This window comes from Haloarcula sp. K1, assembly GCF_001647155.1.
Taxonomy (GTDB): Archaea; Halobacteriota; Halobacteria; order Halobacteriales; family Haloarculaceae; genus Haloarcula; species Haloarcula hispanica.
The window spans coordinates 1-22,784 of sequence record NZ_LRHL01000042.1; the positions used below are offsets into that span (position 1 = coordinate 1).

General features: G+C 63.4%; 20 protein-coding genes and 1 pseudogene. 7 read left to right on the forward strand and 14 right to left on the reverse strand.

Annotated elements, in window-relative coordinates:
* Positions 1 to 104 precede the first annotated feature (104 nt).
* The 7 genes from AV929_RS12435 to AV929_RS12465 form a co-directional block, all read right to left on the reverse strand.
* Complete coding sequence (locus tag AV929_RS12435; protein ID WP_014039884.1) at positions 105 to 875, reverse strand: creatininase family protein; 771 nt, start codon at positions 873 to 875, stop codon at positions 105 to 107.
* Between the two features lie 78 nt (positions 876 to 953).
* On the reverse strand, positions 954 to 2,651 hold the full coding sequence (locus AV929_RS12440; RefSeq protein WP_064288412.1) for an alpha-glucosidase: 1,698 nt from the start codon (positions 2,649 to 2,651) through the stop codon (positions 954 to 956).
* A gap of 96 nt (positions 2,652 to 2,747) precedes the next feature.
* Positions 2,748 to 3,830: a Xaa-Pro peptidase family protein gene (locus tag AV929_RS12445; protein ID WP_064288413.1), complete on the reverse strand. Its 1,083-nt coding sequence runs from the start codon at positions 3,828 to 3,830 to the stop codon at positions 2,748 to 2,750.
* 214 nt (positions 3,831 to 4,044) lie between these two features.
* Positions 4,045 to 5,004, reverse strand: coding sequence for a nucleoside hydrolase (locus AV929_RS12450; RefSeq protein ID WP_064288414.1), 960 nt, complete (start codon positions 5,002 to 5,004; stop codon positions 4,045 to 4,047).
* A 123-nt stretch (positions 5,005 to 5,127) separates the two neighbouring features.
* Positions 5,128 to 6,141 carry an ornithine cyclodeaminase family protein gene (locus AV929_RS12455; RefSeq protein ID WP_064288415.1) on the reverse strand — a complete coding sequence of 338 codons (1,014 nt, stop codon included), beginning with the start codon at positions 6,139 to 6,141 and terminating at the stop codon, positions 5,128 to 5,130.
* Between the two features lie 79 nt (positions 6,142 to 6,220).
* On the reverse strand, positions 6,221 to 6,493 hold the full coding sequence (locus AV929_RS12460; RefSeq protein WP_050037749.1) for a hypothetical protein: 273 nt from the start codon (positions 6,491 to 6,493) through the stop codon (positions 6,221 to 6,223).
* Positions 6,490 to 8,043: a Na+/H+ antiporter NhaC family protein gene (locus AV929_RS12465; RefSeq protein WP_064288416.1), complete on the reverse strand. Its 1,554-nt coding sequence runs from the start codon at positions 8,041 to 8,043 to the stop codon at positions 6,490 to 6,492. Before AV929_RS12465 ends, AV929_RS12460 begins: the two co-directional genes overlap by 4 nt.
* A gap of 329 nt (positions 8,044 to 8,372) precedes the next feature.
* On the opposite strand from AV929_RS12465, the gene AV929_RS12470 reads away from it, so the two are divergent.
* Positions 8,373 to 9,125, forward strand: a complete 753-nt coding sequence (locus AV929_RS12470) for an IclR family transcriptional regulator (protein WP_050037750.1) — start codon at positions 8,373 to 8,375, stop codon at positions 9,123 to 9,125.
* 133 nt (positions 9,126 to 9,258) lie between these two features.
* Here AV929_RS12470 and AV929_RS12475 read toward each other — a convergent pair whose 3' ends face one another.
* The gene (locus AV929_RS12475; protein ID WP_050037751.1) at positions 9,259 to 10,005 is read right to left on the reverse strand and encodes a helix-turn-helix domain-containing protein; all 747 of its coding nucleotides are present in this window, start codon (positions 10,003 to 10,005) and stop codon (positions 9,259 to 9,261) included.
* Between the two features lie 138 nt (positions 10,006 to 10,143).
* Here AV929_RS12475 and AV929_RS12480 point away from each other — a divergent pair, with 138 nt between their 5' ends.
* Positions 10,144 to 11,187, forward strand: coding sequence for a DUF1611 domain-containing protein (locus tag AV929_RS12480; protein WP_064288506.1), 1,044 nt, complete (start codon positions 10,144 to 10,146; stop codon positions 11,185 to 11,187).
* Positions 11,184 to 12,263: a dipeptide epimerase gene (locus AV929_RS12485; protein WP_064288417.1), complete on the forward strand. Its 1,080-nt coding sequence runs from the start codon at positions 11,184 to 11,186 to the stop codon at positions 12,261 to 12,263. The genes AV929_RS12480 and AV929_RS12485 overlap by 4 nt, the downstream gene beginning before the upstream one ends.
* 41 nt (positions 12,264 to 12,304) lie before the next feature.
* Here AV929_RS12485 and AV929_RS12490 read toward each other — a convergent pair whose 3' ends face one another.
* Positions 12,305 to 13,402, reverse strand: a complete 1,098-nt coding sequence (locus tag AV929_RS12490; RefSeq protein ID WP_014039895.1) for a polymer-forming cytoskeletal protein — start codon at positions 13,400 to 13,402, stop codon at positions 12,305 to 12,307.
* Between the two features lie 204 nt (positions 13,403 to 13,606).
* Between AV929_RS12490 and AV929_RS12495 the strand changes: the two genes are divergently transcribed.
* A complete protein-coding gene (locus tag AV929_RS12495) occupies positions 13,607 to 14,458 on the forward strand; it encodes a hypothetical protein (RefSeq protein WP_064288418.1) in 852 nt (283 codons plus the stop codon).
* Between the two features lie 15 nt (positions 14,459 to 14,473).
* Here AV929_RS12495 and AV929_RS12500 read toward each other — a convergent pair whose 3' ends face one another.
* Positions 14,474 to 15,934: a trehalose-6-phosphate synthase gene (locus AV929_RS12500; RefSeq protein ID WP_064288419.1), complete on the reverse strand. Its 1,461-nt coding sequence runs from the start codon at positions 15,932 to 15,934 to the stop codon at positions 14,474 to 14,476.
* 329 nt (positions 15,935 to 16,263) lie between these two features.
* Here AV929_RS12500 and AV929_RS12505 point away from each other — a divergent pair, with 329 nt between their 5' ends.
* Positions 16,264 to 16,956 carry a 6-hydroxymethylpterin diphosphokinase MptE-like protein gene (locus tag AV929_RS12505; protein ID WP_064288420.1) on the forward strand — a complete coding sequence of 231 codons (693 nt, stop codon included), beginning with the start codon at positions 16,264 to 16,266 and terminating at the stop codon, positions 16,954 to 16,956.
* 15 nt (positions 16,957 to 16,971) lie between these two features.
* On the opposite strand, the gene AV929_RS12510 is transcribed toward AV929_RS12505, so the two are convergent.
* A complete protein-coding gene (locus tag AV929_RS12510) occupies positions 16,972 to 17,970 on the reverse strand; it encodes a TIGR04024 family LLM class F420-dependent oxidoreductase (RefSeq protein ID WP_008310112.1) in 999 nt (332 codons plus the stop codon).
* A 191-nt stretch (positions 17,971 to 18,161) separates the two neighbouring features.
* Here AV929_RS12510 and AV929_RS22965 point away from each other — a divergent pair.
* Both AV929_RS22965 and AV929_RS12515 read left to right on the forward strand, forming a co-directional pair.
* Positions 18,162 to 18,298, forward strand: a pseudogene (locus AV929_RS22965) (QacE family quaternary ammonium compound efflux SMR transporter); the annotation flags it as partial.
* Positions 18,299 to 18,406: 108 nt separating this feature from the next.
* The gene (locus AV929_RS12515; RefSeq protein WP_050006876.1) at positions 18,407 to 19,087 is read left to right on the forward strand and encodes a haloacid dehalogenase type II; all 681 of its coding nucleotides are present in this window, start codon (positions 18,407 to 18,409) and stop codon (positions 19,085 to 19,087) included.
* A gap of 237 nt (positions 19,088 to 19,324) precedes the next feature.
* On the opposite strand, the gene AV929_RS12520 is transcribed toward AV929_RS12515, so the two are convergent.
* The 3 genes from AV929_RS12520 to AV929_RS12530 form a co-directional block, all read right to left on the reverse strand.
* Entirely contained in the window at positions 19,325 to 21,562 is a 2,238-nt protein-coding gene (locus AV929_RS12520) for an amino acid permease (protein ID WP_064288421.1), read from the reverse strand.
* Positions 21,559 to 21,990, reverse strand: coding sequence for a universal stress protein (locus AV929_RS12525; RefSeq protein ID WP_050006875.1), 432 nt, complete (start codon positions 21,988 to 21,990; stop codon positions 21,559 to 21,561). The genes AV929_RS12520 and AV929_RS12525 overlap by 4 nt, the downstream gene beginning before the upstream one ends.
* A gap of 101 nt (positions 21,991 to 22,091) precedes the next feature.
* Positions 22,092 to 22,745 (reverse strand): TrkA family potassium uptake protein, encoded by a 654-nt coding sequence (locus AV929_RS12530; RefSeq protein ID WP_050006874.1) that lies wholly within the window; start codon positions 22,743 to 22,745, stop codon positions 22,092 to 22,094.
* Positions 22,746 to 22,784 lie beyond the last annotated feature (39 nt).

Below are 22,784 nucleotides of genomic sequence, written 5' to 3' on the forward strand. Positions count from 1 at the left end.
ATACGCCCCGTACATCCGCCTGTCTCAAAAGTCCAACTCAGGGTCCACTGTTTAGCGTCGGGCACGCAGACCGGGAATCGCGTTCTACCACCGGCAGCCCCGCGTTAGACGTGTGGCTCCGGGAGCAGGTCGTCGAATGCCTGTCCGTCCAGCCATTCGCAGAGCCTGACGAGCTGTTCGGTCGCGGCCTCGAACATCTCCGCCCCCTTCTCGGCCGTGGCGTCGGTCTGGTCGCCGAGAACACCATTGCCAGTGTTATCAGCGGCATCGTAGAAGGTCCGCGAACCGTACTTCTTTGTCTCCGCCGCCTCGACGCTCGGAATCCCGCCGTCCCGTGCGTCTTCGAGGCGGTCGTCGTGAACCAGTTCGGCGCGCAAGTGTTGGATCATGGCCGTCTCCTTCGGCCCGCCGTGTGGCCCGTTCTGCTCGAACAGGTCGTCCACGAGGTCCGGAATGCTCTCGTCCCACATCCACTCGATGGCGTACAGCACTTCGTCGTCCCGGAGCCGCCGGCCGACCTCCCGGAGGTGCTCGACGTTCCCGCCGTGGGCGTTCACGTAGATGACCCGGTCGATGCCGTGGTACGCCAGGTTCCGGGTGAACGACTCGACGTAGTCGCGAAACACCGGCGCGTCGACCCACATCGTCCCGTTGAACTGTCTGTGATGGGGGCTCACGCCGACGTTGATGGTCGGGGTGCAGAGGTAGCCAGTCCTGTCGGCGGCTTCTCGGGCGAAGGCTTCCCCGATGAGATGGTCCGTCGCCAGTGGGAGATGCGGCCCGTGTTGCTCTGTCGACCCGAGCGGGACGAGCGCGAGCGACTCCGTCTCGAAATAGTCGCCGAGGTCCGGCCAGGTCTCGTCGGCAAGGTACATACCACTGCTGGTGACGGACGCGTCTTGAATCTGTGCTTCGCCACGGCCCCGCGGCGGGATTCAGGTAGCACGAAGGACTCAGTCGAACAGCTCGTAGACGCGAGCCTCGTACGGCGCGAGCGTCACCGTTTCCGGGTTCTGGTCGTCGTGGTCGTAATTGCACTCTCGCAGCGTCGCATCGGCGTACTCGACCGGCAGGTCGAAGGTTTCCGTCGCGTCGTCGAAGTGCAGGACGACGAGGACTTTCTCGGTTCCCGAGTCCGTCGACAACGACCGCGTGAAGGCGAAGACGGTTTCGTGGTCGGGGAGCAGGTCGGTGTAGTCCCCGTACACGAGCACGTCTCTGTCGGAGCGTAACTGGATGAGCCGCTGGTAGTAGCTGTAAACGGAATCCGCATCGGCTTGCTGGTCGGCGGCGTTGATCTCCCTGTAGTTCGAATTGACCTGAATCCAGGGGTCGCCGTCGGTGAACCCGGCGTTTTGCGAGTCGTCCCACTGCATCGGCGTTCGGGCGTTGTCGCGGGTCCGGTAGCCGACGACGTCTTTCACGTCCTCGTAGCCCTCGACGCCCTCCCGGTCGAGTAGCTCCCGCGCGTGGTTGATGGCGTCCACGTCGCGGAGGTCGTCCATCGTGTCCCAGTCGGCGTTAGTCATCCCGAGTTCCTGGCCCTGGTAGATGTAGGGCGTGCCACGGAGCGTGAGGATGAACGTTCCGAGCAGCTTCGCGGATTCCCGGCGGTAGTTCTCGGTGTCGCCGTAGCGTGAGACGCTCCGCGGCTGGTCGTGGTTCTCCCAGTACAGCGTGTTCCAGCCGTCCGCCGCCAGCCCGTCCTGCCAGCGGTCGACGATACGCTTCAGCTCCGGCAGGCTCCAGTCGCCGACCGACCACCGCCCGCCGTCAGCGTAGTCGAGTTTCGTGTGCTGGAAGTGAAACGCCATGTCCAGCGGGCCGTCCGCGCCGGCGTACTCGCGGGCCGACTCGACGGTGAGCTGTGGCATCTCCCCGACGGTCATCACGTCGTAGTTCGACAGCACCTCGTCGTCCATTGCGTCGAGATACGACAGCATCTCCGGCCCGTCGATGAACTGTTCGGACCCGACCCACTCGCTGTCCGGATCGCCGTCGGGCAGCCCCTCGACTTTCGACAGGAGATTGATGACGTCCATCCGGAAGCCGTCGATGCCCTTCTCCAGCCACCACTCGATAGTGTCGAAGATATCCTGTCGAACGGCGTCGTTGCGCCAGTTCAGGTCCGGCTGTGAGGTGTCGTACAGGTGGAGGAAGTACTCGCCGCGCTCCTCGTCGTACTCCCAGGCGGAGCCCCCGAAGAAGGACTCCCAGTTGTTCGGTGGCGCGGGCTCGCCGTCCTCGTCTGTTCCGCCCTCGCGCCAGATGTAGTAGTCGTCGTACTCCGGGTCGCGCTGGCGGGACTTCCGGAACCACTCGTGCTGGTCCGACGTGTGATTGACGACGAGGTCCATGACGAGCCGCATGTCCCGGTCGTGGACCTCCTCAAGTAGCGCTTCCCAGTCGGCCATCGTCCCGAACTCGTCGTAGATGGCCTGATAATCGCTGATGTCGTAACCGTTGTCCTTCTGCGGGGAGTCGTACACCGGATTGAGCCAGATGACGTCGACGCCGAGGTCGGCGACGTAGTCCAGGCGCTCGATGATGCCCTGTAAGTCGCCGACGCCATCACCGTCGCTGTCGTTGAAGCTCCGGGGATAGATCTGGTAGACGACTGCCTCCTTCCACCAGGCGCGCTCTGCGGTCATACAGAGGGGTAGCCTGACGTGTTGCTTAAATCTACGGGTTCATACAACACCCGTTGTAAACTCTTAACTCGCCGGCTAGAGATGGCTGCAGTACCGCTACAGTTCCAGCACTGTATGTCGCGGCAGTTCGAGGTCGTAGCCGACTGCCGAGACCGTCTCGGTTGGCCAGTCGCCGGTCGCTGACAGCAGTTCGATGTCGTCGGCCGAGACGAGATAGGTATCCTCGCTCTTCGCGCCGTCGATAGTCGGGTTCCACGCGTACCCATGTGGCAACGCGACCTCGCCCTCGTGTCCGGGCGTGGCGATCCATTCCCGGCCGGCGAAGCCCGTCGCACCACCCTGGTGATGGTTCTGCCACTCACCTTCCCAGCCGACCGCGGCGTAGGCGTCCTGAATCGCGTCGAACACGTCGCCCGCTGTGCCGCCACCCTGACCGGCCGCCTGTGTCGCGGCCAGCGCAGTGGTCTCGACGCGGGCGGCCTTGTGGGTTCGCTCCATGAGCCACTCCGGCGGGTCGAACGCGACCGCTCGGGTGGTGCTGACGTGGAGCCCGTTCCGCTGGACGGTCACCGACATGAGCGCATAGTCGCCGAGTTCAGTTTCGGTCGAGGTGTAATGGCGGTAGGATTGTGCCCGCTCGGCGCTACCGACGAGTACGACGGGCGTAGCGATGCCTCGGCCTTCGAGCTTCTGTCGGAGCACGGCGGTCACATCGAGTTCGGTGTGGGACGGCTCGACGTTCCGCGCGACTGCTTCGACTGCTTCAGCCGTGTCTCGCGCGAGGTCACGACACTGCTCTATCTGGGCCTCGGTCAGTGGCTGTCGGAGCTGTGTGGCGTCGACTGATTCGAAGCCGGGGACGTCGAAGTCCGCCGCCGCCGGGGTCGGGCTCGCTTCGGCGACAGCCTCGGCCAGCGACTGTGCGTGCCAGTCGAACGTTTCGACGGCCACATCGCTTTCGAGTTCCTCGTCACGTAGCCGCGGCGCTTCGATGTTGTCGGCAACGACCCGTACCTCGTCGCCGTCGTAGCCCGCGGCGGCGACGCCGATGTCGCCCTCCCGGTCGACGACGTTGTCGCCGCCTCCCGTAAGCCACGCGAAGGAGTTCGGTCGGGCGAACCAGACGGCTTCGAGTCCCGCTGCCCGGCGGTACTGGTCGAGACGGTCTGTAAGCGTCATACCCTGACATCCCTCCGGCCCCCAGTAAAAACCAGGGACAACACGCGGCGACAGGACCGGCGCCACAGGTCTCGCACAGCGGCAACTACGACACACACCGTTCGCTACTATCGCGCCCGACACCGCTCCTGATACTGCCGGCTGTAACTATTTCAAGAGATTCGCCACCCCGAAGTGGCGATATTCGTCACAGACGTACAGCCGGCAGTATGACTCACTCGGCGATGCCGCTGTCAGGGTCCCGGGACTGGAGCAGCGAGTACATGACCGACTGGAAGGCGTCGCTGTCGACGGACTCCACGACGTGGGTGTTCGGTTCGCCGTCAGTCACGCCGTTGACGTCGACGCTGGTGTACCCGCGGGTGAGTCCGTCGCGGTCGTCCACCGCGACGTGATACGTCGACACCTCCTCGCGGAGTTCCGGGTACGCCAGCAACGCGGCGGTGACGCTGTCCGGGAGTGCCGTCCATCCGGAATCGTCGGGGCCTTCGCTGTTGAACGCCCGGGCCTGCTCGGTTACCGACTCGAAGAACGACGCCAGTTCAGTGTCGAACGCCGACACCGCCTCGAACTCGGAGGAGCCAAACACTGCGTCTCGAAGACACACGCCCCAGTCGACGAGCGTCACCTCGAAGGCGTCGAACACGCGTTTGGCAGCGTCGGGGTCGACCCACAGATTGAATTCCGCGGCAGGAGTGACGTTCCCCTCACAGTTGACGTTCCCGCCCATCACCCACACCTCATCGACAAGCTCCGGAAGTTCAGGCTCGCGGGCGTACGCCAGCGCCAGATTGGTCAGCGGTCCGATACAGAGCAGTGTGATTTCACCCGGGGCCGCTCGACAGCGGTCGACGATCTCGTCGGGGCCAAACCCTGCCGCCGACTCGATACCGGTGTCGGGGAACACGTCCCCGCCGAGGCCGTCCTCACCGTGAATGTACGTCGCGTGTTCGAATTCCTTGAGAAGCGGCTGTCTCGCCCCTTCGTAGACGGGTACGTCGAGAGAATCGGCGAGATCGAGCGTGTATTTCGCGTTCTCGACCTCTCTGTCGAAGGGCACGTTGCCGGCGACGATTGTGACTGCCTCGACGGTAACTCGATCACTGAGACAGGACAGCAAAATTGCCTGTGTGTCGTCGCCCGCGGTGTCCGTGTCGATGATGACGCGTCGCATACGCCCTCGTCGTATGGCACATATAAATCGTTCCGGGCCACAACTGCGTGCCACAGTTGTCTGTGCGACACTCGATAGCGGTGGGTGAACGGCCAGCTGCTACGATACTGCAGACCGCCGGGGTTACACCATTTCGAGGCGGTGGCCGCTGTCGTCACCGAGCGATTCGTACACGATGCGTGCGGCAGCGATGTCCTGAATCGCGAGCCCGGTCGAGTCGAAGACGGTAATCCCGGACAGGTCCTCGCGGCCCGGCGCGTTCCCGACGACGATCTCGCCGAGTTCGGCGTCGATATCCGACTCGTCGATTTCACCCGTGCTCCAGGGGACGTTTATCTCGCCGGAGTGGGTCGTCTGCTCGAAGTCGTCGATGACGAGGGTCGCCTCGCGGATGACCTCCGTGTGGAGTTCCTGCTTCCCTTCGGCGTCGGCACCCATGGCGTTGACGTGGGTGTGTTCCCCGAGGTCCTCAAGCGTGACGATGGGGTCTTCGACCGGCGTCACGGTCGAGAGAACATCACACTGGGCCGCCTCGGAAATCGTGCCGGCTCGCACGTCGAACTCGTCGCCGAAGGTGTCGATGAACCGCTGGACGCGGTCGTCGTCGAGGTCGCTGACGACGACGGATTCAATCGGTCGTACCTGCGAGATGGCCTCCAGTTGCGTGTAGGACTGGACGCCGGCACCGATGATGCCCAGCGAGGACGCGTCCTCGACGGCGAGGTGGTCCGTCGCCACGGCGGCGGCCGCGCCGGTTCGCTTCATCGTCAGCGTCGTGGCGTCCATCACGGCAAGCGGGAAGCCGCTCTCTGGGTCCGTGTACACGAGCGTCCCCATCACGGTCGGCAGGTCGAACTCGTCGGGGTTGTCCGGGTGAACATTCACCCACTTGATGCCCGACGCTTCCCAGTCGTCCGTTTCGAGGTAGGCCGGCATCGACCGGAAGTCACCGTTGTGCTGTGGCAGGTCGATGTAGGACTTCGGCGGCATCTGCGCCGTGTCGTTTTCGTATGCGGCGAACGCGGCCTCGATGGCCGGCACGAGGTCCGCCATCTCGACGGCCGCCTCGATGTCCGTACTGGGGACGATAGTCGTCTGGTTGTCCTGTCGTGCTGTCGAATATAGTGAGTTGCTCATAGTGGTTCGAATCTCTGATATCGGTTTATTCGATCGCGCTATACTGATTCAATGTCCGTCTCGGCGCTCGTTGGCAATCCTAGAACGACCCCTGAGACAGCGTTTTGAGGTGGGTGAGACGGCCGCGGTGCTCCGCGTCGTCGAACGACTCGACCTTCGCGAGGACGCGACAGCCGACGATGTCTGTCTCGCCGTTCTCGAAGTGGAGACGGGTTTCGCCGACCTGTGCGACCAGCTCGCCGGATTCCTCGTCGAGTTCCGTGACGTACACCTCGATCTCCTCGCCCGCCGCGAACGTCGGCGTGGTCGTCCTGAAGGACATCCCAGTGAGGAATTTACTGAATATGCTCATAGACGGGTCACATCCTTGGATTTGCGGTCAGTGGTGTATTCGAGCCCGAAGCCGGTCAGTGCGGAGAGCAGGAACACACCGAACAGGAACCAGCCGTGGAAGACGTACGGCCACACCTGCACGGGGTTGACGACCATCGCACTGGTGAACCACTCGTACTGGTTCGGGAGGCCTTGCAGCGTCGCGAAGCCGATGAGCACGCCGCCGCCCCACGGGAAGATGTACCCGAGCGCCGAGGTGTTCGCGTCGAGGATATTCGCTCGACGGTAGCTGTTGATGTTGTACCGCTGGCCGATGCGGGCGATGTACGGCGCGATCGCGATCTCTGCGGCCGTGTTGATCGTGATCATCGAGTTGACGAGGGCAGTGCCGCCCACCATCGTCGTTTCGGCCTTGCGAACGCCCGTTGCGACGTTTTCGAGGAGCCACTCCTGGATCGCCTCGAAGCCACCGCCACGGATCATGATCTCTGACCCGGCGACGATGAGCAACACGAGAACGATTAGCGGGAAGAACCCGGCTGCACCGTTGTAGATCGACCCGGTGACGCCAGCGTTTTGCGGCGCGACCACTTCCGCGATGGGAAGTGAGCCAGCCCAGCTTGCGGCCGAAGACGTTTCCGGGACCTTGAACAGCAACACGGCACTCAGCGGTGCGAGACCGAAGACGATGTTGAAGGCAACGGCGACGACGAGGCCCCACGAGATCGCCTCGACGATGTGTCGGCCCATGACTGCCGTCACAATGACGACGAGCATGGAAATGAGATGCAACAGTCCCGCCGGCTCGCTGTTCTGGACGAACAGGTCCTGTGCCTGCTGGGAGATGTCCAGCCCGGGCATCGCGTTCCCGGCGAAAACGTACGCCGCGAGCGCCAACACCGCAGCGATGATGGCGTACTTGAACCGCGAGGCGACGACGCCGCCGATGTCGGCGTCCTGTGTCACCGCACTCACGATTGTCGTATCACTGACCGGTGCCAGGTTGTCGCCGAAGACAGCCCCTGAGAGAATTGCTCCGAACAACAACACCGGATTCGCACCGAGCAGGATGCCGGCCGGGAAGAACAGCGCCGAGAAGGCGACTGCCGCGCCGTACCCGGTGCCGATACCGGTCGTGAAAAGCGCAGCGAGGATGAAGGTGGCGGCGGGGAACAGCGCGCCCCCGACTTCGGCCGCGTTCGCTGCCCAGACGAGTCCGCCGACGAAGCCACCTGCCTGCAGCGTGTTCGAGAACATCCCTGCCCAGAGCCACGCGACGACTGCCGTCGCGGCGACCCGCTTTGTCATCCCATCGAAGATGGTGTTCGCGTAGTTCTTCCAGTCTCCCTTGGCGAAGAACATCCCGACGATGAGCGCCACGAGCATCCCTGCGACGAGTCCAGTCGTGTCCCCGATACCGAACAGGCCACTCTGGACAATTGCCCACAGGATAAACAACCCTATGGGAATGACGCTCATCCACCGTCCGCCGTAGAACTCGATTGCTTCGACGTCCGGACCAGAGATCTCCTCGATCTCTGTCCCATCGCCACTATCCGTGTCTGACATGCATTCTGTGCCTCGTCAGATACACACGCAAAAGATCATGATAATAACTATCTCTCCGGTAACAAATCACGGGAGCCGCCTCTGGTGAAGTCTTGTCTCGTTCCGGCCGCTGTAGCTATATAAAAGTCCACTTCTATTGGATCCGGGACAGCGTCCTGACCTTATATATCGCACAAATCCCGGAAGACGGACTAATTTCGGGCGTGAGATTGTAAAATATACCTATGGGTAATCACACTCTCAGTAGCTATCACATCTACACATAATATCCACCGAACCAGTTCCACTATGTCCGGACCTTTTTATATCACTATCAAGTCCACAGTGGTATGGACAGCTCTAGCGGTCGTCGTCTCCAGACGACCGAAACCTCCCTTGCGATCATCGATGCGGTAAACGAGCTGGGGGAGGCTCGAATGAGTGAGCTTGCGGACCGGCTGGACCTCTCGACGAGTACCATTCACGTTCACCTCAAGACACTCTTGGATCAGGAGTATCTGGTCAAACGAGGCGAGCAGTACCGACTCGGTATGAAGCTGTTCCACCTCGGAGAGGGCGCTCGGACCCGAAACGAGTGGTACGAGGTCGCCCGTCGCAAAACACACGAACTCGCCGATAGCTGTGGCGAGGAGGTCACGTTCGCCGTCGAAGAGTACGGGCGTGCGATAACGCTGTTCAACGTCGTCGCTAACGTCCCGTCGAAAGGGTTCCAGGTGGGCCGGTACTACTACCTGCACAACTCGGCAGTCGGGAAGGCGATTCTCGCCGCGTTGCCGGAGACGCGAGTCAACGAGATTCTCGACCGGTGGGGGCTGCCCGCCGAGACAGAGTATACAATCACCGACCGCGAAACCCTCATGGAAGACATCGAACGCACGAACGAGCGCGGCTATTCGGTGAACGATCAGGAAGCGGTCGAGGGGCTTCGCTCGGTCGGCGTACCGGTCACCGCCCCACACGGCGGCGTCCTCGGCGCACTGGACATCTCCGGCCCGCTGTATCGGCTGCCGCCGAACGAAGAACTCGCGTCGATGCTGCAAGACGTCGTCGAGGAGTTGGAGTCAGAACTCGGAGTCGAATAGGCATTCGGTTGCGCTCGCGGTCCAGGAGGCGTTCAGCCGCGCTTGGGGTCACAAATGCTGAACAGGGACCGGGACGCTGGCTCTGACAGTACGGACCCGGCAAGGCGAAGCATGGATCGACGCCGTACCGTCGTCAGTACCGGCCAGCGTCTCTCGGGCCGAGAAGCGTGGCCTCGACTTTCCGGAGGTGTTCGTGGAACGTCGTCTTCGCGATATCGAGTTCGTCGGCCAACTCGCTCCCGCTTACCGCCCTCGGGTAGTCGTAATAGCCGCGTTTGCGGGCCAGTTCGAACACTTCGCGCTGCTTGTCGGAAAGCTGCCGGACAGCCAATCCATCGCGTTCTCTGCTTCCGGTGGTCGCCGACGTGATCTGTGTGATGGTGATTGTTGCGTCTTTCTGTGCACACACGGCGTCGAGTTTCTCCTGTATCGTCGCCCGCGATTCGTCGATGGCGACCGTCCAGTACTCGGTCCCGTTGCGGATTCGAATCGGCTCCTGGTTCATGAACCCGTGTGAGACCAGCGCGTCGTGGATGCTCTCCTCGGGGCCGTACTCGACGAGCAGCGTGCTCGTCGCTTTGTTTACTGGTGCGGATATGCCGCCGAAGCTGCGACGGGTATCCATCTCTGTGACTGTCTCGGTGTGGTCGGACGCCCGAGTCGCCGCGACGAGTGCGTCGACCGCGTCCGCCGACTCCGCGTATGCGACGACGTGGGCCTTGACCTTCTCGTCGACCAGATACGCGGCGTTGACCAGCAGTCTGGCCGAGGTGGCCGCCGTCACCTCCCGCATCCAGCAGTCGGGATGCTCCAGTTCGAGTGTCAGCTGGAGACCGCCACTGGCCGAGTTAGCGGTCGCATCGGAGCCGTCAGCGCCCATCGTTCTCTCCGGGTCCTGAGACGTGACTGTGCTTGGTTGCGTTTGCTTTCACCACGGGGAATCGTCCTCCAGTGGTCTCACTGAGTGCCACACATGTAAGGCTCTGGTTTGTCAGTCACGTCGGCGATGTACATCAGTATGGACTTGCGGCGAAAATACGACGAAGGCACGCCCGCCGTTGTGCTCGCAGAGGGCGAGTTCGGACAACCGGAAGGCAAGACGGCCAACGGAATCGTCATGCACGGAGAGCTGTTCGACGCGCAGGCCGTCGTGGACTCGACGTGTCCGAGCCCCAACGCCGGAGCGGCCCTCGATTGGCCGGCTGCCGACGACGTGCCGGTCGTCGAAACCGTCACCGAAGCGCTGAACCGAGCCCCGGACGCAGCCGTCCTCGTCATCGGCGTTGCGCCCGCTGGCGGTGACCTTCCGGCGGCCTGGGTCGAGGCTATCCAGCGTGCGATGGAACGGGGCTGTGACGTCGTCTCCGGCCTGCACGTCTTCTTGAGCGAGCGCCCAGCCTGGACCGAGCGCGCACAGCAACACGGTGTCGACCTCGTCGACGTCCGGAAACCGCCGTCCGTCTCCGACCTGACGCTCGGTGACGGCCGCGGGAGCGAAGCCGACGCGGACGTGGTCCTGACGATGGGGACCGACTGTGCGGTCGGGAAGCGAACGACGACCTTCGAACTGTACCGGGCAGCGGCCGACGCCGGACTCGACGCCGGCTGGGTCGCGACTGGACAGACCGGCATCCTCGTCGGCGCGGACCGCGGTGTCGTCATCGACCGGGTTCCGGCCGACTTCGTTTCGGGCATCGTCGAGGACATGGTGCTCGACGTCGCAGCGGACCACGATATCGTGTTCGTCGAGGGGCAGGCCGCGCTCACGCACACCGCATACGGCGGGGTGACGCTCGGGTTGCTTCACGGGGCGGCCCCCGATGCAGTCGTGCTAGCCGACGACCCTTCTCGGGAGGCCCGGTCCCATTTCGACGACCTCACCGTGGCCGGTGTCGAAGCCGAACGTCGCGCGATTACCGACCTCGCGGATACGACAGTCGCCGCGCTCTCCACCTGGGGCGATCCGGAGGAAGAAGCCGCTCGGACAGGCCTGCCAGCGGCGAACACCTACGACGATGACGGCCCGGAGACACTCCTCACGGCCGTCCTGGAGGCGCTATGACCCGTATCGACCGCATCTCCGTCGAACCGCTCGATCACGAACTCCGCGAACCGTTCGAAATCTCGCTTGGCACTCGGGAGAAAGCGCGGAATCTGGTCGTTACAGTGGAGACAGATTCTGGCGTGGTCGGCCACGGTGAGGGGTCCCCGCTGCCGCCGGTGACCGGCGAGACGCAGGCGGCCGCCGTGGCGACCGCCCGGTCGGTTACATCGCTGCTTGAGGGAGCGTCTCTCGCTGATTACCGCGAACTCGTCAGTGACCTGCGGGCAGCCGTGCCCGGAGGGGTTTCAGCACTGTTCGCCGTCGAGACGGCACTGCTCGACGCCTACTGTCGCGACCGGGGCATCCCGCTCTCGGAGCTGTTCGGCGGAGCGCCGACCACAGTTACGACGGATATCACCGTTCCGATAGTCACGCCCGATGCGGCAGCCGAGCGAGCCACGCGGGCCGCAACTGCGGGCTTCGACCACATCAAGGTCAAAGCCGGCGGAGAGGTCGACGCTGACGTGGCCCGGACTGTCGCAGTCGCGGACGCCGCGCCCGACGCAACGATTACCGTGGACGCGAATCAGGGCTGGACGCCGAAGGCCGCAGCGACGTTTGTCGACGAGGTGACCGCGGCCGGGGGCGACCTCGCCCTGGTCGAACAGCCGACGCCGAAAGACGACATCCGCGGTCTCGCGAGAGCGCGCGACAGACTCCCGGTTCCCGTCGCCGCGGACGAGGCCGTGTTCACGCCGGCTGATGCGACTGCCGTAGTTCGCGAAGGGGCTGCCGACGTGATCAACGTCAAACTCGGGAAATTGGGGCTCCTCGGGGCAGCGGCGATTGTGAACATCGCCGAGGCCGCCTCCCTCGACTGTATGCTCGGCTGTATGCTCGAAGGCGCAACCGGGATCGCGACGAGCGCCCACCTCGCCGCTGGGCTCGGTGCCTTCGATTACGTCGACCTGGACGGCCACCTGCTGTTTGACGAGTGTCCGCCGTCAATGTCGTTCGGCCCGCGTATCGATATCGACGGGCCGGGACACGGGGTTTCACCGCCGGCGGCTGTGTGTGACGCGACTGAACGCTGACGCTGTGTGGCGTTTCTCTACGCAAAATAGCGTCCGAGCGGTTACTCTGCCGACTCCGCCGCCTCTTCGACATCGGGACCGTCCTCGGAAGCATCGCTACCGGTTGTCGCTCCGTCTGCATCCCCGCCGTCGGTTGCCGCACTGTCCGCAGTGGCGGGGTCGTCGGCTGCTGCATCGGCCGCCGACTCGCTGTTGTCTGAATCGCTTCGTTCGTCAGCTGGCTCCGTAGTGTCAGTGTCAGCTTCGAGCGATTCGGCCATCTCAGCCATCGCTGCAGCGGATTCGTCCGGCCGGTCCAGCACCGCCTCGGTGTGCATCCGCATCTCCTCGCTGGTCCGGATCGTCCCGTCGACCGTCGCGTTCTCGTGGAGTTCGACGGTCGTCCCCGAGATGTCGCCCCAGATCTTCGCTCCCGGGCCGACACGGACGGTGCCGCTGCGAGTCGTTACGTCCCCTTTGATCTCCGTGCCCCGGCCGACCACGATATCGTCTTTCGCGCGGAGGCTCCCGAAGACGACCGTGTCACGGCCGACTTCGAGGGACTTCGCGCGGATGTTGCCGTGGAGCCGGCAGTCGTCGCCGACCGTTGCCGGCGTCGAGACGCGCCAGGCGTCGTCCGAGACGCTCGCACCGCGTGGAATCAGAACCGGGTCGTGCTCGTCACTGCCGTCGTCTAGCATCTCGTCGATTACTTCCTCGGCCGCGTCTTCCTCGCCGATGCGGAGGAGTTGCGAGAGGTAGACGAACAGGAAGACGATGGTCGGCATCGGATTGCGGATGACGATCCAGCCGTTCGCCTCGAACCCGTTCTCGATGTCCACGTCGTCGCCGATATCAAGGTCGCCCGCGACACGGAGTTCGCCGCCGATGTGTACCCGTTCGCCGATGTAGGCGTCTTCGCCGACGAGGACGTTGTCCGCGACGTCACACCACATATCTAGCCGACAGTCACCTTCGGCTTCGATGTGGCCGCCAAAGCGGACCCGCTCGTCGGCGATGACTGTCCGCCCGCGTACGCCGAACTCCACGGTCGACTGGCCGCCGACGATGACGTCGCCGTCGGTCACCAGGTCGTGTTCCTCGACGGTCGTCCCGTCGGGAATGTCGAGTTCGGACAGCGGGTCGGAGCCGAGAGGCACGGTTGCTATAGCGGTTCCGTTCGTATTAAACCCTCATGACGTGCATGACGGGCGTCTGACGCTGGTCCGACGGGAACGGCATTCCCCTCCGTAGTGCGCTGGTGACGGCGCAGTCAGTAACGGTCTGTTCGAACGTCGATAACAGCGAGAACGTGACAGCTGAACGGCCATAACGAACTAGTTCGCTGATACAGTGGCTCCGGTATGTTACTCGAACGCCGCCACCTCTCGCTTGCACTCGTAATGCTACTGACAGCGTCCGCCGGCTGTAGCGGGCTGCTGGGTACTGATTCGGGCACAGACGGTACGGACGCCGAAGTAACGGCGACGCAGATTGATGCCAACGGCCCCGCACCCGGGTCGTCCGGGTTCGACGCGGCGGCCGTCGAACGCGGGCACTTCGAGACGCTGTCGAACTCGTCGTTCACCACCTCGCTGTCGTTCCAGCTCTCGACGGTCCGCGACGGCGAGAACCGGTCGGTGTTCATCAACCGGACCATCGCTATCGACCGCGACAGCGACCGGTCGCTGGCGACGGGCGAACTGGTCCAGGCCAGCGGCGACACGCTGGCGACGACGACCTACACGGCTGACGGGACCACCGCCGAGCGTCGAGTCCTCATCCGCGGTGACGACACGAGGACGGACTACCGCTCGGCATCACCGCCGTACGATGGCCAGGTCCAGCCCGTCAACGAGAGCAGCGTCATCGACCGCTCGCTGCTGCAATCACTAGGGTCGGACATCAACTGGACCTACGCCGGTACCGAGACGGTCGACGGTGACAGCGTCTCGCGGTTCGAAGCAACCGGGAGCGACGTCACCGGCTTCGCTGCCGACGACGCCGTCTCGACGAACGTCTCGGCCAACGGGACGACGGACTCGGCCAGTGCAACCGTGCTCGTCGACGATGACGGCGTCGTCCGAATGTTCGAGTACAGCGTGACAACTGAGCGGGACGGCCAGCCGGTGACGGTGACGCTGTCGCTCTCCGTCTCGCAGGTCGACGACACCATCGTCGCGGAACCGGACTGGCTGTCAAAGGCAGCGAACTGACGAACGACGGAAAAACTACAGGGACTGGCCGGCGCTGAACTGCCTGGCGACCCACTGTGAACTGTCGAGCGCCTCGACGCCGTCCTGAAGACGCGACAGCCGGTCCCTTGTTTCCGCTTCGTCCAGTTCAAACGCCCGCTCGATGGCGTCCGCAATCGCCTCGATGTCGTGCGGATTGACCGTCAGCGCGCCGTCGAGATGGGTCGCCGCGCCGGCCAGTTCGCTCAGCACGAGCGAGCCGTCGCCGTCGACACAGGCCGCTGGGTACTCGTGGGCGACGAGGTTCATGCCGTCGCGATGGGGCGTCACGACCGCGACTTCTGCGGCCCGGTACAGCCCGGCGAGCGTCTCGTTGTCGAGTTTGGCCTCGGTGTAGACGATGGGCTGCCAGTCGTCGGTCCCGAAGCGGTCGTTGACGCGCTCGACGGCATCGACGACGTCCGCTCTGTAGCGGCGGTAGGCGGCGATCCCCTCCCGGGTTCGGCTCGCCTTCTGGACGTACGTGAATTCTCTTCGCAGGTCCGGCCGCCGGTCCCAGAGGTGTGCCAGCGCCTCGATCCGTTCGGGGATGCCCTTCGAATAGTCGAGCCGTTCGACGCCGAGCGCGAGGCGAATCGACGTGTCCGAGCGGCTGCCGCCCAGCACAGTATCCCGGATACTGGTCACGTCAGCAGCCCGTGCTCGGTCCCGAACCCCCTCGACGTCGATTCCCAGCGGGTTCGCGACGGCTCGTGTCTTGTCACCGCTGCGGGTGACTATTCCGCCGTCCGTGTCGACGGTCGCCGCGGGGAACGCGCTGTCGACGCAGTGCAGGAACTGCTCGACGTACGCTGTCGTGTGAAAGCCGATGACGTCACAGGCCAGCAATCCGTCGAGGAGCGCGTCGCTGTGGGGGCAGTGCCGGAACACCGACGGCGCGGGCCAGGGGATGTGCCAGAACTGCAATAGCGTCGCATCCGGTCGCCGCTGTCGGACCAATCTGGGCGCGAGCGCCAGGTGGTAGTCCTGGAACCAGACCGACTGGTCCGCGTCGGCGACCGCATCGACGGCCTCGGCGAACTGCTCGTTGACGGCGCGGTACTGCTCCCAGTAGGCGGGCTCGGCCCACATTCGGCCCGTGTCTTCGTGACAGAGGGGCCAGAGAACCTGATTGGCGTAGCCGTAGTAGTAACCCTGAACTGCCGCGTCGGAGAGGGGAACGCGTTTCAGGTCGTATGTGGGGGCAGACGGCGGGACTTCGACGATGCCCTCCTCGGCAACGGCCATATCGGCGTCGCCGCTGCCCCAGGCGACCCAGGTGCCGCCCCGTGACTGCATCACCGGGTCGAGTGCGCTCGTCAGCCCACCCGCCGCGGACTGGACCCGTATCTCACCGTCGTCGTCCCGCTCGTGGCTATACGGTTCGCGGTTCGAGACGACCACCAGCGAGTCCGGAACTGCACCGTCTTGCGCGTTTACTGACAGTTCCGGGGCCATTTGCCTGCGGTAAGTGCTTCCCTGCCTTGAGACTGTCGTGGACTACTGACTCGTGTTTCCAACGTAACAAGTCCTCGGGCTTGTGACGCCTGTCCTCCATGTCTGACGGTAAGAGAAAACTTATACCGGAGGCCTCGAAAGAAAGGGGTGAAAGCCGAAAGGGCACCCGGGTAGGGGTACACGGACGTGCCATTTCGGCTCAACTCGGTTTATCTGGACACGAATTCGATAGCGACAGCTACGCTGTGGGACGTTGGTAGTGTGAAAGCGGTATGACTGGCTCGGTGAACAAGACAGAAGCACGTCCACTCCGTGGTGTCTGACAACAGATGGAATTTCACACCTGGGAACCAGTGTACGAGGATATCCTCGACGATTTCGGCTATCCTCGTGATGGCGACGAGCGTGCCCGCGACCGGTTCGGAGACCTGCTCGGCGACGACAGCACGTACGACCCGGCGCGACTCGAACTCGACGGCGCAATGGTTGCCGTCGCCGGGGCCGGCCCATCACTCGAAGCCGAGGCCGACCGGGCAGTCGATGCTGACGTGGTCTTCGCGGCCTCCACGGCCGCCGACCGCCTCCAGACGGAAGGTGTGGCCATCGACTGCATGGTCACGGACCTGGATAAGAACGCCGGTACCGGCCGAGAACTGACCGCCGACGGGACGCCGGTCGTCGCCCACGCCCACGGCGACAACATCCCCGCACTGGAGACACACATTCCGACTTACGACAGCGAGTTCGTCGTGCCGACGACACAGGCGGCCCCCGCCCCGCCGGTCCGCAACTACGGCGGTTTCACCGACGGCGACCGCGCCGCGTTCCTCGCGGACCACTTCGGCGCTGCCGCGCTGGTGTTCCCCGGCTGGGACTTCGACGACCCGTCCGTGACTGCGGAAAAGCGACAGAAACTCCGCTGGGCCGAGCGCCTGCTCCACTGGCTAGAACAGCGCCGCGGCGAGCGCTTCGACGTGCTCGACGGCCGACGTGACGACATCGAGCCAGTCGCTACCGACTGAAAACGACGCCCCGACTCAGGGCGCTAACACGTCGATGGTCGTGTCGATAGTGTCCGGTTCGGCAGCGCGGGGGAACGAGATGTTGATCGCGTCCACGCCATCGATGTCTTCGAACTGTGTGATGTGGTCGCGACAATCCTCGGGCGTACCGGCGACGGCGATGCTGTCCAGTAGCTCGTCGCTGATCGCGTCGACGGCAGCCGCTTTGTCGCCCGATCCCCACTGCTCGGCGATCTCGTAAGCGGTGTCCTCGTACCCCTGGCGGGCCAGCGCGTCGCGGTAGAACGTCCCCATACCGCCGATGTAGAACGCGACGTGCTGACGGGCCAGTTCGCGGGCCTGCTCCCGGTCGTCCATCGCACAGCACGTCAGCGACAGCGTCACCCGCTGGTCTGACCGGTCGCGGTCGCCGAGATCCGCTCCGCGCTCGAAGTCTTCCAGTCGGTCTCGGAGGCCGTCGGCGGTCAGCATCAGCGCGTGCCAGCCGTCGGCGAAGCGACCGGCGAGTTCGACCGATTTCGGGCCGAGGCCGCCGGCGTCTACGGGCGGCGCGGGTTCGGGCGGCTCACAGCGCAGTCGGAACCCGGACAGCGAAAAGATGTCCCCGTCGTAGTCGACGGTCTCCCCGGAGAGCACCAGTTTCATGATGTCGACGGTCTCCCGCGTGTACTTGAGCGGATTCTCGAACTCACGGCCGTGCCAGCCTTCGATGACGATAGGGCCCGACGGGCCAACACCGGCGCGGAAGCGGCCGTCCGAAACCTCCTGCAGCGTCGCCGCAGTCTGGCCGAGCAGCGCCGGCGACCGCGAGTACACGTTCAGAATCGAGGACCCGAGACCGACCGTCGACGTGTGCTCGGCGATGCTAGTCAGCGTCGTCACCGCGTCCCGCCCCCACGTCTCCGGGAGCCAGACCCGGTCGTAGCCACTGTCCTCGGCCTGCTGACTCATCTCGACCAGCGTGTCGACCGACGGCTGTGCCGCGACCGGGAGATACACGTCTCGCGCTGTCATCTGTCGCCCTCCACGCGTCGAGCGATGACTAGCTGGACGCCTGTCAGCGACTGGAACGTACGTACCTGAGACATGGCTCGCAGTGCGGCCGCACGGGAGATAAAGCCACATGAGAGGGGGAGTGTCGCCCGTTGTCCGCGGTTTATTCACGGGACGGTGACCGGGTCGCCACGCCTCAGGAGGGGCTACCCGGTGTCGTCGTCGGCTACGGCCTGGCTTTCTACTTGGTGTCGCTGACGCTCGAAGACCTCCCGGTGCCGTCGGCATCCTGCTCATCATCATCGCCGTGTACTGTGGCAGCGTCCTGTCCGAGATGTCCGTGCACTGAGCGGGGACCGGTCACGTCACATGTGAAGCTGTGAGTGGGCCCGTACCGGACGGCTGGACGCTCGACTCGGCGACCGGCTATATGAGGCCGCCGCTTCTACGGGTGCCTATGCCGTTCGACCCGGACCGCGTGACGACGATTACCTTTGACTCGTACAGCACCATCGTTGATGTCGAAGCGGCGCAAAAGGCCCTCGCCGACCGGGTGGACGACCCCCGGCCGGTGTCCCGGCTCTGGCGCTCCCGTTCGCTGGCGTACACCTTCCTCGCCAACCAGATCGACGCCTACAAGCCGTTCTACGAGATGAATCGCGATGCGCTCCAGTACGCGCTGGACGCCCACGGCGTCGACATCACGACGGAGGAGCGCGACGAGATTCTCGCGGTCTACCACGAACTCGACGTGTTCGACGACGTACGGGACGGCATGAACAGGCTCTACGACGCCGGCTACGACCTCTATGTCGTCTCGAACGGCAACCCCGAGATGCTCGAATCGATGGTCGACTTCGCCGGCATCGGCGGTCTGCTCGAAGACACCGTCAGCGCCGACGAGATCCAGACGTTCAAGCCGGCGGCCGAACTGTACCGTCATGCGGCAGAGAGAACGGAGACCGAAATCGAGGAAATCGCCCACGTCACCGCGGGCTATTTCGACGTGTACGGTGCGATGCACGCCGGGATGCAAGGCGTCTGGGTCAACCGCGATGACGGCCCGTGGGACGCCTTCGCCGGCGAGCCGGACCTGACCATCAGGTCGTTCCACGACCTCCACGACGAACTGGTCTGAAAAGCGGAAACAAAACGGCTGATGTGCCTGGCCCATGGCTTCGCTGACAGAGAGTTACAAAGCCCTGTCCAGCAGCAAGTCTCTCTGTACCCGCCCGAGACTGGATACCAGCGAACCGCTGGAGTCGTTTGGCGTTGTAGTCCCGACTGAACCGTCGTTTTCGGAGTGAGAGTGCCGACACAATCGATCAAGAGCGACAGCGTAGCAAGCGTCTCGATGAAGATGTGAAATCCGGACTCAGAAGAGTCGCTCGATCAGACCACGGTCGCGGTGTTTCTCTGCCAGCAAGACCGTACACTCCACGTCGTCGACAATATCCAGTACGAGCGATTTGGAGACGAGTCGGCGAAGTAACCCTTCCTCAGTCGCGCCAAGGAGCAAGAGCGTGGCGTCATCAGCGGCATTCACAATAGCCGTCTCGACGTCACCAGATTTGACGAGGAATTCGGCGTCTTCTAGCCCTTGTTCGACCGCCCACTCTTCGAGGAACTGCTTGCCTGCCTCACGGTTGTCGTTAACGTTGAGCAGTGTCACTTTGGAGTCGTATTCGGACTGCAGCAACTTTGCAGTGGCAGCTGACAGCTCAGAGTCCGGCCCACCAGCCGTCGGGAGCAGGATGTGCGAGGGGTCGAATCCGCGGTCACGGAGGACGAGGAAGTCACAGGGGACTGCTTCCGTGAGCTCGTCTATGGCCGATTCCGCACGCCCTGGTGAACCGTGTGAGTCCGGCCCCCACCCCATCACGACGAGGTCGGCGGTGTGTGTGCGGGCGGCATCGAAGATGGCCTCGTATGATTTGTGTGATAGGATAGTGTGTGTCTCAACGTCGACGCCGAACGTTTCAGCGTCCGCTCGAGCGTTGTCTAGCAGTTGCTGTGAGCTCTTGTCTATTTCGTCGCTTCGGCCGGCCGCGGCTGAGAGCGCCGTCTGGTCCGGGACCGTGACGATGTGGGTGGCAATTACTCTCCCGCCTCGCTGTTTAGCGATTGCGCTGGCGAGCGTGATGAGTTCCTGTTCGTGTGCGGGATTGGCCAGTGGCACCATCACGCGATACTGACCGCCATCAGGCTGGACGCCGGCGGCCGCGCTGACGGCCGCGTCGGGCATCTCGTCGGACCGTGAAATGATGTGTTTCGAGAGAATACCCTGTTTTTCGGTGCGTGAGCGGGCATAGAGTCCGTACCATAGTACCGCCGCGGCGGCGATACCAAACGAAAGCAACAGTGCGTCTCCGGCAACGAACACCAGCAACGCAAAGGAGAGCACGACGCCGAGAATCGGCAAGAGCGGATACAGTGGAACGACGAAGTCGGGCGTGTATTCCTCGGGGTTCACGTAGCGCATGACGATGAGTGCGAGGTTCAGCAACCCGTAGATGATGAGATGAAGTCCCGATGCAGCACCCGAAAGCAGCGTCAAGTCTCCGATGACAATAAACAGGAGAATCAGACCGCCAGTGATGCCGATGGCTCTGTACGGCGTCCCGTAGCGGGGGTGTATCTCGTTGAGGGCCGGTGTAACGATCCGGTCACGTCCCATTGCGAAGTTGATACGCGAGGACGCGAGGATAGAGGCGTTCGCACTGGAGGCGGTAGCCAGCAAGCCGCCGAACAGGAGCGCACCTCCCATTGCGGCCCCCTGGATGTAGCTCCCGACCTCGACGACAGCGATTGGGTTCTCGGCATCGGAACTGATGATATCTGCGATAAATCCTTGCGGGACGGCCGCACTCATGATCACCAGCACGAGCGCGTAGATGACGGTCACGATAACGACGCTGCCGATGACTGCCCGCGGAAGGTTCTTTCCGGGGTCTTTGATCTCCTCGGCCACGCTCGTAATCTGGACGAATCCGAGATAGGAAACGAAGATGAGGCCCGTCGTCTCTAAGGTGGTGACCACGTCCGTCGCGGCCGGGAGGTTCGACGGTTCCGCTCGGAGCGTCCCGAGGAAGGTAAATACCGTGAGGATACCAATTAGCAGGACGACGATGATGTTCTGAAGCCGGCCGGTCTCCTTCGCACCGACGTAGTTGATGAGGACGAAGAAGGCGCCGCCGGCGAGTGCCACTAGTTTTACCACGGTAATCGATACCGGGCCGACACCGACACTGCCGGAGAGGCCGAAGATGCGGGCAATATATCGGCCGAACCCGACCATGTAGAAGGCGCTGGCAAAGGCTAGTCCGAGCCAGTTGGCCCAGCCAGCGACCGACCCGAACATCGGTCCCAGCGCGTGATTGACGTAGTAGTAGGCCCCACCCGACCGGGGCATCGCAGTGCCGAGTTCGCTGGCCGACAGTGCTGTGAACATGGCGATGATACCGCCCAGAACGAACGCTACCGATGCGAATGACCCGGCCTTGAGGATGGCCTCTCCCGGCAGGACGAAGATGCCCGCGCCGATCATCGTCCCGACACCGATGGTCAGGGCCGCCAGTGGCCCGAGGTCTTTCGCGAGGTCTTCCTCACTCATGTCTCATCCACTCGGGGGAGGGCGATGACGGGACGGTCCGCCTTGGTCACCAGTTTCAGAGAGTGATCACCGGCGAGAAACTGCATGAGCCGGTTCCCACCACGGGACCGATAGGCAATGGCGCTGGCGTCCACTTCGTCAGCGGCCTCGAATATTTTTTCCACGACATCTCGACCGTAGGCTGTGTGGTCGTCGGCGTCAGGGAATACGGATCGGACGGCCGCGTACGATTCCTCGGCTAAGTCTTCGGATTGTTCGACCGGCGTCTTGTCAGGGACGCCACCGCCCTTTTCTACGACATGAAGCGTGGTCACATTACTCGGCTTGTACGGTTTAAGCGCTTTCGCTGTCGCCAGCGCATCGTCTGCAGTAGCGACAGGGAGAATTACGTGGGCGAGGAGACCCTCGTCTGTGGACTCACTGCTCATAGTGGTTGGAGAATCCACTCGCTGTTAAGCGTGTGTATCCACTGTTTCGAATATGAATAAATATCAAGGGACGATAGACGGTGCGCCGACAATTCGGACTGCTACCCGCGCATGAGCTTCAACACTTCGTCGACGACATCGGTTTCGACAGCGAGAATATACTGCTCCTCAGCCTCCAGAACCGTATCAGCTCCCGCGAGTTCCGTTCGGTCCGCCGTCGAGATCAGCAGGCTGCCGGACGGAAGCGCAATTTCGTCGAGACGACGCCCCGCCACAGGAGCCGACGGGGCGACCGTCACCTTGATGATATCGAGGTCAGCAGTCGGATAGACGAGCGTCCGGATGTCTTCACCGGTCAGGATATCAGCCGCGTGGTCCCCACCGAGATACTCGGGTAGCAGCGTCGCGTCAACGACTTCGTCGTACTCATGGTCCGCCTCCGTCTCCGCTCTTGCGATGGTCCGAATCGAGGGCGCATACTGCTGGGCCTCCATGCAGATAGCGAGGTTCGTGCCCGGTTCGTCGGTGAGCGCGGCGATAGCGTCGGCCTCAGCTAAGTTAGCCTGTTGCAGAATCGACGGTCGCGTGGCGTCACCGTGGATGACCGGCCCGATATACGCATCTGACAGCGCCTCCACGCGCTCCTCGTCGGACTCGATCAACAGTACGTCGTGACCCTGATCGACGAGGTTCTCGGCGGTCTGTTTCCCGACACGTCCACCGCCGGCGATGATGAATCGCTTTGTCCGGGCCATTAGCGTACTGTTGACAACGTGCCATCTTCAATGCCCCGC